The sequence below is a fragment of the Peribacillus sp. NPDC101481 genome (assembly GCF_044767165.1).
In the GTDB taxonomy this organism is placed as follows: domain Bacteria; phylum Bacillota; class Bacilli; order Bacillales; family DSM-1321; genus Peribacillus.
In genome coordinates, this window is sequence record NZ_JBIWNJ010000003.1 from 410,815 (window position 1) to 427,654 (window position 16,840).

At 40.5% G+C, this 16,840-nt stretch carries 16 protein-coding genes and 1 riboswitch; of the genes, 13 read left to right on the plus strand and 3 right to left on the minus strand.

Features of this window, described 5'->3' with window-relative positions; genetic code table 11:
- Position 1 precedes the first annotated feature (1 nt).
- The 6 genes from ACIROD_RS20695 (at position 2) to ltaS (ending at position 6,866) form a co-directional block, all read left to right on the plus strand.
- Complete coding sequence (locus ACIROD_RS20695; RefSeq protein ID WP_260358723.1) at positions 2 to 952, plus strand: ABC transporter permease; 951 nt, start codon at positions 2 to 4, stop codon at positions 950 to 952.
- Entirely contained in the window at positions 945 to 1,892 is a 948-nt protein-coding gene (locus ACIROD_RS20700) for an iron chelate uptake ABC transporter family permease subunit (protein ID WP_402943630.1), read from the plus strand. The genes ACIROD_RS20695 and ACIROD_RS20700 overlap by 8 nt, the downstream gene beginning before the upstream one ends.
- Positions 1,886 to 2,644, plus strand: a complete 759-nt coding sequence (locus ACIROD_RS20705; RefSeq protein ID WP_402943633.1) for an iron ABC transporter ATP-binding protein — start codon at positions 1,886 to 1,888, stop codon at positions 2,642 to 2,644. The genes ACIROD_RS20700 and ACIROD_RS20705 overlap by 7 nt, the downstream gene beginning before the upstream one ends.
- 212 nt (positions 2,645 to 2,856) lie before the next feature.
- Positions 2,857 to 3,801, plus strand: a complete 945-nt coding sequence (locus ACIROD_RS20710) for a siderophore ABC transporter substrate-binding protein (protein WP_427573762.1) — start codon at positions 2,857 to 2,859, stop codon at positions 3,799 to 3,801.
- 550 nt (positions 3,802 to 4,351) lie between these two features.
- A complete protein-coding gene (locus ACIROD_RS20715; RefSeq protein ID WP_402943639.1) occupies positions 4,352 to 4,498 on the plus strand; it encodes a hypothetical protein in 147 nt (48 codons plus the stop codon).
- Between the two features lie 400 nt (positions 4,499 to 4,898).
- Positions 4,899 to 6,866 carry a lipoteichoic acid synthase gene (gene ltaS / locus ACIROD_RS20720; RefSeq protein ID WP_402943642.1) on the plus strand — a complete coding sequence of 656 codons (1,968 nt, stop codon included), beginning with the start codon at positions 4,899 to 4,901 and terminating at the stop codon, positions 6,864 to 6,866.
- Between the two features lie 55 nt (positions 6,867 to 6,921).
- Here ltaS and ACIROD_RS20725 read toward each other — a convergent pair whose 3' ends face one another.
- Together ACIROD_RS20725 and ACIROD_RS20730 are read right to left on the minus strand one after the other, a co-directional pair.
- A complete protein-coding gene (locus tag ACIROD_RS20725) occupies positions 6,922 to 7,542 on the minus strand; it encodes an RraA family protein (protein WP_402943645.1) in 621 nt (206 codons plus the stop codon).
- A 376-nt stretch (positions 7,543 to 7,918) separates the two neighbouring features.
- On the minus strand, positions 7,919 to 8,098 hold the full coding sequence (locus ACIROD_RS20730; RefSeq protein ID WP_101223679.1) for a hypothetical protein: 180 nt from the start codon (positions 8,096 to 8,098) through the stop codon (positions 7,919 to 7,921).
- Positions 8,099 to 8,216: 118 nt separating this feature from the next.
- Here ACIROD_RS20730 and ACIROD_RS20735 point away from each other — a divergent pair, with 118 nt between their 5' ends.
- The 7 genes from ACIROD_RS20735 to ACIROD_RS20765 all read left to right on the plus strand — a co-directional run bounded on the left by ACIROD_RS20735 (position 8,217) and on the right by ACIROD_RS20765 (position 15,271).
- Positions 8,217 to 8,546: a DUF948 domain-containing protein gene (locus tag ACIROD_RS20735; RefSeq protein WP_101223678.1), complete on the plus strand. Its 330-nt coding sequence runs from the start codon at positions 8,217 to 8,219 to the stop codon at positions 8,544 to 8,546.
- Positions 8,547 to 8,586: 40 nt separating this feature from the next.
- Positions 8,587 to 8,685: riboswitch (guanidine-I (ykkC/yxkD leader) on the plus strand.
- Positions 8,686 to 8,733: 48 nt separating this feature from the next.
- The gene (sugE, locus tag ACIROD_RS20740) at positions 8,734 to 9,054 is read left to right on the plus strand and encodes a quaternary ammonium compound efflux SMR transporter SugE (RefSeq protein ID WP_101223677.1); all 321 of its coding nucleotides are present in this window, start codon (positions 8,734 to 8,736) and stop codon (positions 9,052 to 9,054) included.
- 54 nt (positions 9,055 to 9,108) lie between these two features.
- Positions 9,109 to 9,642, plus strand: coding sequence for a YhcN/YlaJ family sporulation lipoprotein (locus ACIROD_RS20745; RefSeq protein ID WP_402943649.1), 534 nt, complete (start codon positions 9,109 to 9,111; stop codon positions 9,640 to 9,642).
- 150 nt (positions 9,643 to 9,792) lie between these two features.
- Complete coding sequence (locus ACIROD_RS20750) at positions 9,793 to 11,304, plus strand: spore germination protein (RefSeq protein ID WP_402943652.1); 1,512 nt, start codon at positions 9,793 to 9,795, stop codon at positions 11,302 to 11,304.
- A 23-nt stretch (positions 11,305 to 11,327) separates the two neighbouring features.
- Entirely contained in the window at positions 11,328 to 12,428 is a 1,101-nt protein-coding gene (locus tag ACIROD_RS20755) for a GerAB/ArcD/ProY family transporter (RefSeq protein WP_230176183.1), read from the plus strand.
- Positions 12,425 to 13,507 (plus strand): Ger(x)C family spore germination protein, encoded by a 1,083-nt coding sequence (locus tag ACIROD_RS20760; RefSeq protein WP_402943655.1) that lies wholly within the window; start codon positions 12,425 to 12,427, stop codon positions 13,505 to 13,507. Before ACIROD_RS20755 ends, ACIROD_RS20760 begins: the two co-directional genes overlap by 4 nt.
- Before the next feature lie 84 nt (positions 13,508 to 13,591).
- Positions 13,592 to 15,271 (plus strand): glycoside hydrolase family 13 protein, encoded by a 1,680-nt coding sequence (locus tag ACIROD_RS20765; RefSeq protein ID WP_402943658.1) that lies wholly within the window; start codon positions 13,592 to 13,594, stop codon positions 15,269 to 15,271.
- Positions 15,272 to 15,322: 51 nt separating this feature from the next.
- On the opposite strand, the gene ACIROD_RS20770 is transcribed toward ACIROD_RS20765, so the two are convergent.
- Positions 15,323 to 16,774, minus strand: coding sequence for an amino acid permease (locus tag ACIROD_RS20770; protein ID WP_230176186.1), 1,452 nt, complete (start codon positions 16,772 to 16,774; stop codon positions 15,323 to 15,325).
- Positions 16,775 to 16,840: the final 66 nt, after the last annotated feature.

Below are 16,840 nucleotides of genomic sequence, written 5' to 3' on the forward strand. Positions count from 1 at the left end.
GATGAAGATAAGATATTTATTCATGGCGTTAATTGTTTTATCATTTACGTCATTATTCATTGGTGTAAAAGATATTACCCCCCTGGATTTATTGGATCTAAGTGATGATAAAGTGCAAATCATGCTGCAAAGCCGTTTCCCCAGAATGGTGACCATAATCATTGCCGGTATTGTGATGAGTATAAGCGGTCTGATCATGCAGCAATTGAGCCGCAATAAATTTGTATCCCCGACGACTGCCGGTACCATGGACTCTGCAAGGCTGGGACTTCTTCTTGCCATTATCATTTTTCCATCGGCGGCACTTATTGAGAAAATGGCATTCGCATTCATATTCGCTTTGGCAGGTACATTCTTGTTCATGAAAATTCTTGATCAAGTGAAATATAAGGATACGATTTTCATTCCATTGGTTGGTTTGATGTTTGGTAATATCGTCGGATCCATCTCGACTTTCTTTGCCTATAAATATGATTTGATTCAAAGCCTCAACACATGGATGAATGGGGATTTCTCGATGATCATGTCGGGAAGGTACGAACTTATATATCTAAGTATCCCTCTCGTCATTCTCGCATACTTCTTTGCCAATAAATTCACTGTGGCAGGGATGGGTGAGGAGTTTGCTATCAATCTAGGACTCAATTATAAGCTTATAGTCAATTTTGGGTTGATCATCGTGGCATTATCCTCCACTGTCGTTTTGTTAACGGTGGGAACGATTCCTTTCATAGGACTGATCGTACCAAATATTGTATCCCTTTACCTTGGTGACAATTTGAAAAAGAGTCTTTCTCATACAGCATTACTAGGGGCAGTTTTCCTATTGATCTGCGATATTCTGGGCAGGATCCTCATATATCCATTTGAAATCCCGATCGGACTCGTGGTTGGTGTCATAGGAAGCGCCGTATTTATCTATCTGATAATGAGGAGAAAGGCATATGAATAATAAAAGTAGAATCATTATATTGGCTGTTCTTGCAGCAGCTTTAACGGCAGGTTATATCTTTTGGGACCTTGGCCCGAATTGGGATTATGCTCTGCCGAGAAGGGTCATAAAAATCATCGCCATCATCGTGGTTGGTTGTGCAATAGCTTTTTCAACAGTGATTTTCCAGACGGTCACGAATAATAAAATCTTGACACCAAGCATTTTAGGGTTGGACTCCATGTATATGCTGATCCAAACGGGAGTCATTTTCATCTTCGGTTCAACGCATATCATGATCGTGAATAAAAATCTCAATTTCCTGATTACACTTGCGGCCATGCTTATTTTTTCCAGCCTGCTGTTCAAGTTCATGTTCAAGAAAAACCGTAATATTTACTTCCTATTGCTGATCGGTATCATCTTCGGAACCTTATTCGGCAGCATGTCCTCATTCATGCAGGTATTGATTGACCCGAATGAATTTCAAATCATTCAAAATAAAATGTTCGCCAGCTTCAATAATGTCAACACGGACCTGTTAACTTTAGCTATTATCCTCATGATAGCGGCAATGATATATTTCATGAGATTCTTGAAGTATTTAGATGTCATGTCCCTAGGGAGGGACCAAGCCATAAACTTGGGTGTGGATTATGATTTTGTCACGAAGCGGGTTTTAATCGTCGTTACGGTTTTAATCTCCATTTCGACTGCCCTGATCGGTCCGATCACGTTCCTCGGATTGCTTGTTGCAAATGTGGCTTATCAATTCATTAAGTCCTATCAGCATAAACATATCATCCCGGGTGCAATGCTGATCAGTGTGATTGCCCTGGTCGGCGGCCAATTCATTGTGGAGAGGATCTTTACGTTCACTACCACATTGAGTGTCATCATCAACTTTGTCGGCGGTGTCTATTTCATCTATCTTCTATTAAAGGAGAATAAATCATGGTAGAAGTGAAAAATTTATTCAAAAAATATAATAGTAAAACGGTTGTCGAGGATGTTTCCATTGAAATAATGAAAGGCAAAATCACATCCTTCATCGGTCCCAATGGAGCGGGGAAAAGTACCGTCCTTTCGATGATCAGCCGGCTCATTACCCGGGATTCAGGAGAAGTCCTGATCGATGGTAAGGATATGGGGAAATTCAATAGCAATGAACTTGCGAAGAAGATTGCCATCTTAAAGCAGGCTAACCACATCAATATCCGATTAACGATTCGTGAACTCGTCGCCTTTGGCCGTTTTCCGTATTCACAAGGCAAGCTGACCAAAAAGGATTGGGAATATGTCGATGAAGCGATTGAATATATGGAACTTGCAGACATGCAGGATAAGTTTCTTGACCAGCTTAGCGGCGGGCAGCAACAGCGGGCCTTCATTGCCATGGTTATTGCTCAGAACACGGAGTATGTACTACTTGATGAACCCCTGAACAATCTTGACATGAAGCATTCCGTCCAAATCATGAAGGTATTGAGGAGATTGGCCGATGAATTAGGGAAAACGGTCATTATCGTCATTCATGATATTAATTTTGCATCCTGTTATTCCGACTATATAGTCGCATTGAAGGATGGCAAGGTTGTTCATAATGGACCTACCGAACAAGTCATCAATTCCAATGTATTAAAGGAAATCTATGATATGGATATTGAAATCCAAAATATCAATGACAATAAGATCTGTGTGTACTTCACTTAAGACAATTCCATTTGGTTTTAAATTACTTCAGTATTCGTAGCCGTCCCAGAATATCTCAAACGCACATTAGGCTGTTAAGAGTTGGCGGGCGCCCAGGACTTTAGCCGCCTCCTGTTCATATGGCAGGGAAAGTGATGAAGGTAAACTCTGTGAAGGTGAGGATTCAATATGTAATTTTAAATAAAAAAATACTTTTCGAGGTGACCATAATGATTAAGAAATTATCTTTACTGCTTTTGGTTGCAATGCTGGCTGTAGTGGCTGTAGCTTGTGGATCAGATAAGGAAAAAGAAGAATCAAGCGCGAAAAAAGAAAATGCTAAAAGCGAAGAAATTACAGTTAAGCACCAACTAGGAGAAACGAAAGTAAAAACAAACCCTGAAAAAGTCGTTGTATTCGATATGGGTGCTCTTGATACTCTTGATAAATTGGGTGTAGAAGTGGCAGCTGTTCCTCATGATGGCCTTCCAAAATACCTTTCTAAATATGAAGGTACAACTGAAAATGCCGGCGGATTAAAAGAGCCTGACTTCGAAAAAATTAACGAAATTGCTCCTGACTTAATCCTTATTTCTGGCCGTCAATCTGATGCATATGAGGAATTAAGCAAAATTGCCCCTACTGTTTTTGTTGGTGTAGATACAACAAAGTATATGGAATCATTTGAAGAAAACGTAACACTTTTGGGTAAAATCTTCGATAAAGAAGACGAAGCAGCTAAAGAATTGGCAAGTGTTGAAGAAAACATCAATGCTTTGAAAGAAAAAGCTCCAACTGACAAAACTGGTTTAATCGTTCTTTCCAGCGGTGGAAAAGTAAGTGCTTACGGACCGGATTCAAGATTTGGAATCATCCATGATGTATTCGGAGTACCTGCAGTAGATGATAAATTGGAAGTATCGACACACGGTCAAAGTATTTCTTTCGAATATATTGCTGAAAAGAATCCTGACTACCTATTCGTTGTAGATAGAGATGCTGTTGCCGGTGATGGTGCTGCAGCGAAAGAAACGATTGAAAATGACATCGTAAAAAATACAAAGGCATTTAAAGAAGGTAACATCATTTATCTAGACCCTAACTACTGGTACTTATCAGGCGGCGGTTTAGAATCTGTTAACGCTATGGTTAAAGAAGTTTCAGAAGGCATTAAGTAATATAAATATGATTAAAGAAAATCCTGTCCTCGATCGAGGGCAGGATTTTTTTATTTTTTATAATAAAGCTCGATGAAACCAATATACTAACAAAGGGGGCGAAAGAATTCACATATAAAGTTGAGAAACACAGGTAAGCTTATAAGGTCCCCCACGACCAAATTAAGGGGAAATGGGAAAAGGACAAGGTATATTCACTCCAGTTGCTTTTTATAGCTTATATGGGCTGAAATCGAAGGAATGTGACCCTACAGTCGATATGAAAAAATTCAGTTTCTTCCTATTATAATGTCAAATCCATGGATACTTGAAGCTTTCCGTTTCCAAGAGGAGTTTTATAAATTGTAATATAAGTTAATTTTGGTAAATCAAATCTTTTATGGATGATAAAAATTATCCTTAAAGTATAAATATAAAACTAATATGATCAGGATTTTCAGGAAATATTTTTGAAAAAAGCTAATAAAGAAATTGGAGGGAATGATGTCGATATTACACGAAATCCATTTGTTATTTTATGGGATTTTGGAGCGGCAGGATGCAATTATGAATGAGTCAAACTTTTGCAGGCTTGGATTTTGAATGGGGTAACAAAAGTGCGGAGGAGAGATGCATCCATGTATTCGGCAATCCAGTTTCAACTGTCGAAATATCGGGAAAGGAATCCTCGGAATTACAGGTATTCTTCAATAATTGAAGATTTATATCTTTACATATTTTGTAATGTACTGGTTTTTTTATTAAGAGTCGTTTATAATGAAAAAGGTTCAAGGACGTGAAACTAAAACAGTGACTGTCATCCGCAGTCACCCCAAAAAGTTACGGTAATATTTATTGGATTAAGACATGGAGTTCCTATATATTTGTTATAGGTGCGCTGAACATTCGAGACGGGCGAACCTCTGTATTTTTTCAAAGGCTTGTTCATAAGCTAAAGAAGTGTTCTGGATTTAGAGTTATGGATGTGACAAAAGGTGGTTTTCACAATCTTGACTATCCAAGTGAAAGAATGCTATTATAAGGTTTCCGATTTTCCGTCTTTTGTAAGTTTGTAAAAATTTATATAAATAAACCACTAGATTAATAGAGGTGAAAGCATGAATAATTTTCTTAAAAAAAGCCGGCATTTATTTGCAGATAACATACTAGGCTTTTTCTTTATTGCGGTAGTCTTGTTTTGGATAAAAACTTATATTGGATATCGAATTGAATTTAACTTAGGTCTTGAGAATGGCCTGCAACAGTTCTTGCTGTTCATAAACCCGATTAGTTCAGCCATATTATTCTTTGGCTTGGCACTATTGGCTAGAGGCAAAAAATCGTTTAAATGGATCATCAGGTTGAATCTATTGATGTCCCTATGGTTATTCTTCAATATTGTATACTACCGGTCATTTACCGATTTCATTACATTGCCAACCCTGACGCAAGTACAAAATGCCGGGGATTTAGGACCGAGTATTTTAGAATTATTTAAAGGTCATGATGTATTTTATTTCCTTGATACGGTTCTTTTGATCGTATTGTACAGATTCAAAGACTTTAAAGTGGAAGACTTCAAAGTCAAACGCCGTACAGTCGGAATGGTTTACCTAGCGGGACTTGCAATTTTCGCGATCAATTTAGGACTTGCTGAAAAGGATCGCCCACAATTATTATCAAGAACATTCGACCGAAACTATATCGTCAAATATTTGGGCATGTTCAACTATACGGTTTATGATGCCGTTCAGAACACTAAAACATACGCTCAGCGTGCGACTGCTAACAGCACGGATATCGCAGAAGTCGTCAACTATACGAAAGCAACAAGCGCTGAACCGAACCCTGAGTATTTTGGTGCAGCCAAAGGCAAGAATGTCATTTACCTGCATTTGGAATCGATGCAGAATTTTCTTATCGATTATAAGTTGAATGGGGAAGAAGTAACTCCATTTTTGAACTCACTTGCACATGATAAATCAGATTTCATGCACTTTGATAATTTCTTCCATCAAGTAGGCCAAGGTAAAACGGCGGATGCTGAATTCATGCTTGAAAATTCCCTGTTTGGCTTACCACAGGGGGCAGCATTCACAAACCGTTCCCAAAATACGTATCAAGCAGCACCAGCTATTTTAGGACAACAAGGATACACATCTGCTGTGTTCCATGGTAATTACAAATCTTTCTGGAACCGGGATAATATGTATAAGTCTCTTGGTTTCAATCAGTTCTTTGATGCAAACCATTATAATATGGAGAATAAAGAGGAAGTACTAAGTTATGGATTAATGGATAAGCCGTTCTTTAAGGAATCGATTCCAATGTTAGAAACGCTTAAACAGCCTTTCTATACAAAATTCATAACGGTATCTCATCATTTCCCATATGCAATGGACCAGGAAAAAGCAACAATCGGTAAGCATACGACAGGTGATGCTTCCGTTGATAGTTACTTCCAAACTGCACGCTATGCCGATGAGGCGCTTAAAGAGTTTTTCGATTATCTGAAGGAATCCGGTCTATATGATAACTCGGTAATCGTTATGTATGGTGATCATTATGGTATTTCCGAAAACCATAAAGAAGCCATGTCAAAAGTTCTTGGCGAGGATGTTGGCGCATTTGAGAATGCCCAATTGCAACGTGTACCATTATTGATTCATGTTCCAGGTGTTGAAGGCGGGGAAATGCACCAATACGGAGGACAGATTGACCTTCTCCCGACTTTATTGCATCTGTTAGGAATTGAATCTAAAGATTATGTACAATTCGGTTCAGATTTATTGTCAAAAGATCATAATGAAGTAGTACCTTTCAGGAATGGTGATTTTGTAACACCTGATGTCACTTCCATTAAAGGGAAATACTACGATACTAAAACAGGAGAATTGGTCGAGGAAAATGATGATATCCTCAATTATAAAAAGAGAGCTGAAACGATGCTCAATTTATCCGACCAAGTAGTGAACGGCGACTTACTCCGTTTCTACACTCCAAATGGTTTTAAACCGATAGACCCTGCTGATTATGATTACACATATGATGAAGAGGCTTCTAAGGAAGATAAGACCGATAAATAAGGCTAATGAAAAAACAGGCAGGAAGCCATCGCTTCCTGCCTGTTTTTTATATGTGTCATTCTTTATTGGTCATCATGGCAATATACTTTCTAATTTCATCAGGCTTCCCTGCATATTTTTCAGCACGCTGTTCATCCTTCATGATTTTATCCTTCGCTTTATTCAGGATTTCTTCACCCTTTGCTTGTGGCACGACCACGACTCCATCCATGTCACCTATGATGATGTCACCTGGAAGTACCGTGACACCTCCACAGGAAATGGTGATATTTGTTTGGCCTACACCTGCCTTGCCGCTTGAGGCAACCGTCGTCCCTTTGCTGAAAACAGGGAAATTCAATTCTTTAATCGCTTCAAGATCGCGAATGACTCCATCGATAACGAGACCGCCAACTTCCATGGTCTGCATCATGCCGACGACAAAGTCTCCTGCTATAGCCCGGTATGTATCACCCTTGCTGTCAATGACAATTATATCCCCAGGCTTTGCTTCACCAATTGCTTTTAACACGGCTGAATTATCACCGACGGGCATCTGTACGGTCAAAGCTCGTCCGGCCAGACGAAACTCTTCCTTTAAGGGTTTAATCGCCGATTCCAGATTGCTCAACCCGTCCATTGCATCAGAAATCGCCGTGGTGGGCAAATTCCTGAACTGTTGAATAAGAGTATCCATTACTATGATTCCTCCTTAAGAGTTAATGAATATAGCCTAATTATACACAAATTCTGTAATTTTCTAATAACTTTCCGTTTGATAAAATGGCAAATGTAGTGTAAACAATTAATGAAGGGGGAGGGAAGTTCTTCTGTCGCAAGGGGGTTCAAGTCAAATTCCTTTTTAATCAATCGTTTGATTAAACTTTATAGATCATCGTTATGAAGGAATTGAAATCACTTAGCAGTAAGGGTGAAATCCAACGCGCCGGCCTGTTGCCTGCTGGTTCCGTATGTACTTCTGAATGTTGCGCATACCCTCGGTGTTTTCCTGATGTGGGTGTCAGCGAAGAAATCCATAACTCAACCAGTGTGCGGGAGACTAATTACAATCTTCAAAGCAGGAGCAGAATCAAGACGGATGTTGCCAGTGTAAGCCAAAGGGGACTGAAAATTTCTGGATGAATGATTAAAAAAATGATTCCTGCAATAGTGGCAGCCTGCTGTATGGTCATATGTCTGATAAAGTGGATTCCAGCTTTAAAACAGGCTTTAAGCAGAGGCATTTGATTCATTTTCATTCCTCCTTTTTCTTTCAATAATATGACCAGGCATAAAAGAAAATACATAGGGATTCGTTTTCTGCTCAATTATTACGGGTATAGTAAAGGTAAAATAAAAGGAGGAATCTAGGTGGTCATTGTATATATTAGTCTTGCCCTCTTTATCGGAGCGATTATCTATTTAGCGTTTTTTGCTTTTAAAACATTTAAGGATTCCAAACCCACAATTGAAAATGTGACTGAAACCGTTACACGCATCCAGGCCAAAACGGACCAGATTAAATCGGAGACGGACCAACTCGCCATGACACAGCAAGAAATCACTGAAGATGTCCAATATAAAAAAGAGGCCGTGCAATATACGGTTGAGGCGGCTAAAGAAATACCTGAACCCTTTAAAAATATTTGGTTTTCAATTAAAGGTGACAAGTGGAAGCTTAGAAACAGAAGCGATGCATAAGTGTTTGACCGATTTGAAATGTACATGATATAGTATGGAAATAATAAGTTTCTAGGGTTCCTCGGCTGAATTTTACCGGAAAGGTCCAAGAGAAACGCGCAGGAACCTGCGTACACGGAGGGAAAAAAGCCCGGGAGGTTATGATTTATGACCTTTCGGGCTTTTTTTGTAATTGGAGGGAAAATAGATGGCATGGGTTCAATTGGTGATTGCAGGATTATTTGAAGTGGTATGGGCGACAAGTTTAAAGTATACCGAGGGTTTTACGAAATTATTACCTTCTATCATTACGATTGCTGGCATGGTTATTAGTTTTTACTTTTTGTCATCGGCTATAAAAACGCTGCCTATGGGGACAGCGTATGCAATTTGGACAGGAATAGGGGCTCTTGGAGCTGTTCTGGTAGGCATCATCGTATTTAACGAGCCTAAGGATGCGATGCGTTTGGTATTCGTCGGTTTCATTTTGGTGGGAATAATCGGCTTGAAGGTCACTTCTTCTGAATAATCTATCCACTCCTCGCAAATAGTAATGTTAAATGATTTTTGAGGAGTGAAGAATATGAATTATAAAGCGATAGTATCAAGTGCGATGATGGCTTTAATGATTACAGGTTGTGCAACTAATGATAACGAAGGAGCCAGTGAAAATCTTGGCCTGAATCGTTCCCATCAGGATAATTTAGATAATCCGATGAATGTAAGCGACACAAGGCAAAATGTTAATGATGAAAATAATGCTAATAATAATAATGGTATTAACGATATGAGAGTCTCCGATGATATCTCAAATCGAGTTGAAGCCATGAAGGAAGTAAGTAACGCGAGTGTCATCGTGACTGAAAATAATGCTTATGTAGGGGCAGTATTAAAAGATGGCGGGGATAAGGATATCTCGAATGACCTTAAAGAAAGGGTTGCTGATACAGTAAGGGGAGCCGATCCATCAGTAGACCAAGTTTATGTGTCGGCAAACCCGGATTTTGTTCAAAGAATTGAAGGGTATGCGAATGATATCGAGAATGGAAAACCCGTTGCAGGATTCGCTGAAGAGTTCCGTGAACTTGTAACACGGATTTTTCCAAGTCAAAGGTAATTGGTTATTATTGAATTAAAGACTTATCCGGTGGATTCCGGATAGGTCTTTTCCTATTTTAAGGATATCGGTGGATCATGACTAACTTTAAATAGGGTGGTTACAATAATCGAATGAACTAAAAAACTTTTGAAATGTAATGGGGGTGGGATGGTGAGGTTTTTTAAGGGCAGGGGGAAAATGGATGCAGCATCCTTTCAGGTTACTTCCAAGGATTTTCAGGAACTCCTTAAAAAATTTAAGGCATCTGATGATTTTCTTACCTTCCAATTCCCGAATGATGATGGCTATATCATCTCTTACTTCAATTCACTGGTTAGTGCACAACAGCTTCATGAACAAGTATTGGCAGTCATGTCGAATCAACCAAAGAAGGTCCTTAAGCAACTAAAAGGCGATATTCCGATGGAAGATATGAAATTGACTGCTGATCTAAAAGACATTCAAAGGTTGGTTTTGGCAGGATCGATCATGATCCAATTCAAGCAAGATGATGAAATATGTTTGCTCATTCCATGTGTTCACAGTGTGAAAAGGCAAATTTCCACACCCGAGTCGGAGTATACCGTCGTTGGGTCCAAGGAGGCCTTTGTTGAATCGCTTGATTCTAATTTGAATCTGATCCGTAACCGGTTGCCCACTCCTGAATTGCAGTCCAAGGAATTTCGGGTCGGGAGCATCTCGCAAACAAGGATAGCGGTACTCTACATAGATGGGGTGGTAAATCAAAAGATCATTAAGACAGTCATGCAGAGAATTGAAGATATAGAATATGATACAATCGTCGATATTTCGTTTGTAAGCCAGATGATCACGGATAATCGGAATTCGATGTTTCCGCAATTGATTGACACGGAGCGGCCTGATCATCTGGCCAGTGTATTATCGGAAGGGAAAATAGGGATCATGCTGGATGGGTCTCCTCATGCATTGGTTGGTCCAAATACCATCATTTCATTCTTCTCGAAATTTGAAGATTATTTTCAAATTTGGAATCTCGGTACTTCATTCCGTTTGATTCGGCTTTTCGCAGTGCTGTTTTCCGTTTTGTCTTCACCTCTGTATGTGGCCGTTTTAACCTATCATTATCAAGTGATTCCAACGGATTTGCTGCCAATCTTAATATCATCCAGGGGAGTGATCCCTTTTCCGCCGATCTTGGAAGCGATCGTGCTGGAAGGGACGATCGAATTGCTGAGGGAAGCGGCGGTCAGGCTGCCTGCTAAGGTAGGCTCTACCATCGGCATTGTTGGCGGTATAGTCATCGGTACAGCCGCTGTGGAAGCGGGATTTGTCAGTAATGTCTTGTTGATGCTTGTCGCTTTGGCTGCCTTGGCTTCATTTACGGTGCCGATTTATCAAATCAGCAATACGATTCGTCTTATCCGCTTCCCCTTTCTAATTGCAGCCCAGTTATACGGGCTGTTTGGAATAGCGTTATGCAGTGCCTTCATTTTAAGTCATTTATTGAAATTGACTTCGCTTGGCAGTCCATATTTAGACCCGCTTTACCCCTTAAGAATTCATGACTTTAAAGATAGTCTGATTCGCCTCCCATTTTCAAAACAGAAAAAACGCCCGCAGTTTCTGCGGACGGAAAATCCAATAAGGATAAGGAAAGAGGCGGAAACGCAAAACTCCCATAATGATATCGATGAATAAGGTATAGAAAGCGGTGAGAAGGGATGGAAGTCAAACCAAATGAAACTAAACAAATATCTCCATTTTTTGTTTTTTTTCTGATGCCGGGCATGCAGATTGGAGTAGGGATATTGGGGTTTGAACGGATCATAGCGAAAGAGGCTGGCCAAGACGCATGGATATCGGTCCTCATATCAGGGTTGATCATAAATGTTCTGCTTTGGATGTGTTTCAAGCTTTTAGGCAGGGGTCCCCAAACAATTGACTTGGTCGCCATCCACAAGGATTTGTTTGGTAAATGGGTCGGAAATGCTTTCAATATTTTATTCATCCTCTACTTTATAATGATCTCCATCATTCTTATCAGGACTTATTTAGAAGTCATTCAGGTTTGGATGTTCCCTGGTGTCAATGTCCTGATGCTAACAACCATCATTCTTATGCTCGTGTATAGTTTTGTGGAGGGGGGGTTCAGGGTCATTACCGGTTTTTGCATAATCGGGCTTATTATCGGATCGCCATTATTCCTTTTGAATTATTTCCCATTGAAGTTTGCCCACTTTGAAAATTTGGGTCCTTTTCTTGATCATTCCTTTTTGGCAATCATGAAGGCCTGTAAGAAAATGACCCTGAATTACCTTGGCTTTGAATTGCTCCTCATTTATTATCCTTTTATTAAAAATCGTGAAAAATCTCAAAAGTGGGCCCACTTAGGGGCGTTGTTTACTATGTCGATTTATTTAGTATCGATTGTTGTTTCATTAGCCTACTATCATCAAGATCAGCTGAAAGATGTAATTTGGGCAACTTTGACGTTATGGAAAATCGTAGACCTTCCATTCATTGAAAGGTTCGAATACATAGGGATTTCCGTTTGGCTGTTCATGGTGCTGCCGAATGTTTGCATAGGGGTTTGGGCAGCAAGCAGGACAGCAAAAAGAGTATTTGGATTAAGACAGAAAAAGATGTTGGTTTTCATTCTGATCATCATCTTAGTTTCCTGCATTTTTTTGGATAACCGCTATAGAATCGATAAATTTAACACGATCAGTTCGCAAATTGGTTTCTATATCGTTTATTTGTATCTTCCACTCCTATTCCTATGGCAGTCGATCGTCTATAAAGTCAGGGGGCATAAATCATGAAAATCAAACTACTCTTGATAATATTAGCAGGCTTTTTGATGACGGCGTGTGGCGTGGAAAAGCAAATATTAGAAGATATATTAATTGCTGAAGTCGTAGGTTATGATGATGCCGAAGAGAAAAGAATCCAAGGTACGGTCGTTGTCAGTGTTCCTCAGCCTGGGGAGGAAGCAGATCTGGGTAAAGAAGTATATGAAGCGAACTCCCATGATATAAAGTCGGCCCGCCAGCAAGAAAATGCAAAAACACCATACCCGATTGTCGGCGGAAGACTGTCAGTCATTCTATATGGTGAAGAATTGGCAAGTAAGGGGTTGAATGATTATGTCGATACATATAGGCGTGACCCAATGGTGGGAAGGGATTTGTATTTAGCTGTCGTTCATGGCAAAGCGGAGGATGTAGTTAAAATGGAGCCGAAGTTGATTAAAACTCCAGGAGTTCAAGTGAAAGAGCTGATCGAACAGAATATAAGGACTAATTTGCCTGATGTAGATCTTCACAGGTATTTATATGCGTATCATGGTAAAGGAATCGATCCGGTCATGCCTTTATTGGAAACAACAGGAGACCAAATACGGGTGAGAGGGATCGCCTTGTTTAAAAAGGATCGTTATATCGGTAAATATATCCCTTATGAAGACGGCTTTTTATATAAAGTCCTTAGTGAAAACTTTAAGCTGGGGAGTTATGAAATTAAATGGAAGGAAAATGACTTTACCGATATCAATAACGTGGAGTCACGTGTCCAGTATCATATTTCGAATGCCAATCAAGACCCCAAGGTCAGGATTGGAGTGAAAATGAAAGCGAGTCTGCTAGAGGTCCAAGGCTATGACTTGGGCAAAGCGGTCGACCTGAATAGAATAGAGGCCAGGGCCGAGCGGATCATTGGTAAAAAATTAAATGAGATGGTAACCATGTTTCAGGAGAACAATATAGATCCGCTTGCACTCGGTGATCACGCTAAAAGTAAAACAAGAAATTTCGATCAAAAACATTGGGAGGAGGCATATCCCGATATTCCGATCGAGGTCGATCTGGATATTGAAATGATTCAAACGGGAATAGCTGAATAAAAGTAGAATATTCTGGAGTTTCCCCCTTTATAATAGGGTATTGGTGTAAAGATTGTGCTAATGCGGCTAAAAAGGGGGAAAAGCATGGACAAAGCATGGTGGAAAGAGGCAGTTGTGTATCAAGTGTATCCAAGGAGTTTTATGGATAGTGATGGTGATGGGATAGGGGATATAAACGGGATATTGATGAAACTCGATTATTTACAAGAACTGGGTGTGAACGTGATATGGCTATCCCCAGTTTATCAATCCCCCAATGATGACAATGGGTACGATATCAGTGATTATAAATCAATCATGACTGAATTCGGGACAATGGCTGACTTTGATAGGTTGTTGAAGGCAGTTCATGAACGTGGAATGAAGATCATGATGGACCTGGTGGTCAACCATTCTTCAGACGAACATCCGTGGTTCGAGGAATCGCGATCCTCAAAAGATAATCCGAAACGTGATTATTATATTTGGAAACCTGGCAGGAATGGGAAAGAGCCAAGTAATTGGGAGTCCATTTTTAAAGGTTCGGCATGGGAATATGATGAAGGAACCGATGAATATTATTTACATTTATTCAGCAGGAAACAACCGGATTTAAACTGGGAGAACCCTAAGCTCCGTGAAGAAATCTACAGTATCATGACATGGTGGCTGGATAAGGGTGTCGATGGCTTCCGGATGGATGTCATCAACTTCCTTTCAAAAGATCAAAGCTATTCGGATGGAGCCGTTCGCCATGAGAAGCAGTTTGGTGACGGAAGCCCATTTTTCCTGAATGGCCCGCGCATACATGAGTTTTTACAGGAAATCAATCAACGGGCGCTTTCTGGGTATGACGTGATTACGGTTGGGGAGATGCCAGGCGTCACACCGGAGGACGCACAATTGTTCACAGGTAAAGATCGTGGTGAGCTACATATGGTCTTTCAATTCGAACATATGGATTTGGGGAGAGGGCCTGAAGGAAAGTGGAGTAATGATAAGTGGAAGCTTACCGATTTAAAGCGAATTCTTTCCAAGTGGCAGACTGGTTTGGAGGGGGAAGGCTGGAACAGTTTATACTGGAACAACCATGATCAGCCCCGGGTTGTCTCAAGGTTTGGTAATGATGGAAAGTATCGTATTGAAAGCGCTAAGATGCTTGCTGCTTGTCTTCATATGCTTCAGGGTACACCTTATATATATCAAGGGGAAGAGTTGGGCATGACCAATGTTGCATTTGAAAGCATCGATGAATACCGGGATATCGAAACATTGAATTCATATGACGAACTAGTCAATTCTCATGGCTGGTCAAAAGAGAGGATGATGTCAGCCATTCACGCCCGCAGCCGAGATAATGCGAGAACACCGATTCAGTGGAATGACTCCCGGAACGCAGGATTCACGCAAGGGACTCCTTGGATTAAGGTTAATCCCAATTTCCCCGAGATTAATGCAGAAAAGGCCTACAATGATCACAATTCCATTTTTCATTTTTATAAAAAGCTTATCCAATTACGCAAGGAACATGATATCGTCGTTTATGGCCGTTTTGAACTGCTGTTCCCTGATGATGAACGAATATTTGCCTACACGAGATCGTTGGAAGAAGAAAAGCTGTTGGTGCTATGCAACTTTAAAGAAGAGCAGGCCTCCTATACTTTGCCTGAAGAGCTGCATGCATATTCTGCCACAAAGCTGATCGGCAATTATGATCAGGAGGAAGAAGGAATCTCCAGCAAACCCCTGCAACCATATGAATGCCGTGTTTATCAATTGAAATGAAAAAAGGACCTGTTCTTCTTCGATTAGGAAGAAGAACAGGTCCTTTGCGTATTATTTTGATTTAAGGTCACATTCCTCTAGGGGAATGATTTTCGTTTTGTGCTTAATTTTATAGCCGAACCATAAGACGAAAAATAGAATCAAGCCAATGTAGGAAACGAACATTGAATTCCAGTCGATCCCATCGCTGCTGAAAGCTTGATAGCCTTGTCCGATAATAATGATAATACAAAGGACAAGTGCGAATATAGGCCCGAATGGGAAGCCTTTTGCCCGAAATGGTAAAGCATTCATATCAAGGCCTTGAGCTGCGTAGGCTTTGCGGAACCGATAATGGGCAATCGCAATCCCTACCCAGGTGACGAATCCCGCCATGCCTGAAGCGTTCAATAACCAGATATAAACGACGCCATCACCGAAAAACGAAGCTAAGAATGCAACGCAGCCAACTAAAGAAGTCACGATAAGGGCATTCACGGGTACTCCTCTTTTATCTAACTTGCCTAGGAATTTCGGTGCTTTACCATCACGTGCCAAGTCCCATAGCATACGGGTTGAAGCGTACATGCCAGAGTTACCGGCTGAGAGTACGGATGATAAAATGATCGCGTTCATGATGGATGCAGCAAATGCAAGGCCGGCCCTTTCAAATACAAGCGTAAATGGACTTACGGCAACATCTTCACTCAATAAACGTGAATCGGTAAACGGAATGATCATGCCAATTACAAAAATGGCTAAGATATAGAATAAGATGATACGCCAGAAAACGGATCTGATCGCTTTTGGGATATTTTTTTCTGGATCCTCACTTTCACCTGCAGTCACTCCAAGCAATTCCGTACCTTGGAATGAAAAGCCGGCAGCCATGAATACGCCTAGAATCGTGAAGAATCCTCCGTTAAAGGGACCTTCGCCCATTGTGAAATTGGAAAAACCGATTGGGTCTTTGCCACCCATGATTCCGAGAATGATCAGAACACCCGTGATCAAGAATATGACGACTGTCACGACCTTGATCATGGCAAACCAGAATTCTGTTTCCCCGAAACCTTTAACTGACATGTAATTGATAAGAAACATAATGATTAACGCAATGGCACTCCAGATAATTGAAGGGCTATCCGGGAACCAGAACTTCATAATTAAGACAACGGCTGCCAATTCGGCAGCAATGGTGATTGCCCAGTTATACCAGTAGTTCCAACCAATCGCAAAACCGAAAGACGGATCGACGAATTTGGATGCATAGACACGGAACGAACCGGCCACTGGCATGAACGCTGCCATTTCTGCAAGACTTGTCATTAAGTAATAAACCATGATGCCGATGATTGCGTATGCCACCAAGGCACCGCCGGGTCCGGCTGAATGAATGGCCCCGCCACTAGCTAAAAATAAACCTGTTCCAATCGTTCCACCTAATGAAATCATCATTAAATGACGCGCTTTCAGGCTCCTTTTCAGTTCAGTAGGGCTTGATGGTGATTGTGAATTTGACAATTGATGTTACACTCCTTTTTATTGGAAGGGAACGATAAATAAAAAAACAGCAGTCGAAAAAGATCG

Bases quoted from the DNA above. Each gene is read 5' to 3' on its own strand.
- ACIROD_RS20705 (WP_402943633.1), top strand. From the start codon at position 1,886: ATGGTAGAAGTGAAAAATTTATTCAAAAAATATAATAGTAAAACGGTT.
- ACIROD_RS20745 (WP_402943649.1), top strand. From the start codon at position 9,109: ATGAATTATAAAGCGATAGTATCAAGTGCGATGATGGCTTTAATGATT.
- ACIROD_RS20760 (WP_402943655.1), top strand. From the start codon at position 12,425: ATGAAAATCAAACTACTCTTGATAATATTAGCAGGCTTTTTGATGACG.
- ACIROD_RS20725 (WP_402943645.1), bottom strand. From the start codon at position 7,542: ATGGATACTCTTATTCAACAGTTCAGGAATTTGCCCACCACGGCGATT.
- ACIROD_RS20750 (WP_402943652.1), top strand. From the start codon at position 9,793: ATGGTGAGGTTTTTTAAGGGCAGGGGGAAAATGGATGCAGCATCCTTT.
- ACIROD_RS20700 (WP_402943630.1), top strand. From the start codon at position 945: ATGAATAATAAAAGTAGAATCATTATATTGGCTGTTCTTGCAGCAGCT.
- sugE (WP_101223677.1), top strand. From the start codon at position 8,734: ATGGCATGGGTTCAATTGGTGATTGCAGGATTATTTGAAGTGGTATGG.
- ACIROD_RS20730 (WP_101223679.1), bottom strand. From the start codon at position 8,098: ATGAATCAAATGCCTCTGCTTAAAGCCTGTTTTAAAGCTGGAATCCAC.
- ACIROD_RS20765 (WP_402943658.1), top strand. From the start codon at position 13,592: ATGGACAAAGCATGGTGGAAAGAGGCAGTTGTGTATCAAGTGTATCCA.
- ACIROD_RS20695 (WP_260358723.1), top strand. From the start codon at position 2: ATGAAGATAAGATATTTATTCATGGCGTTAATTGTTTTATCATTTACG.
- ltaS (WP_402943642.1), top strand. From the start codon at position 4,899: ATGAATAATTTTCTTAAAAAAAGCCGGCATTTATTTGCAGATAACATA.
- ACIROD_RS20755 (WP_230176183.1), top strand. From the start codon at position 11,328: ATGGAAGTCAAACCAAATGAAACTAAACAAATATCTCCATTTTTTGTT.
- ACIROD_RS20715 (WP_402943639.1), top strand. From the start codon at position 4,352: ATGAGTCAAACTTTTGCAGGCTTGGATTTTGAATGGGGTAACAAAAGT.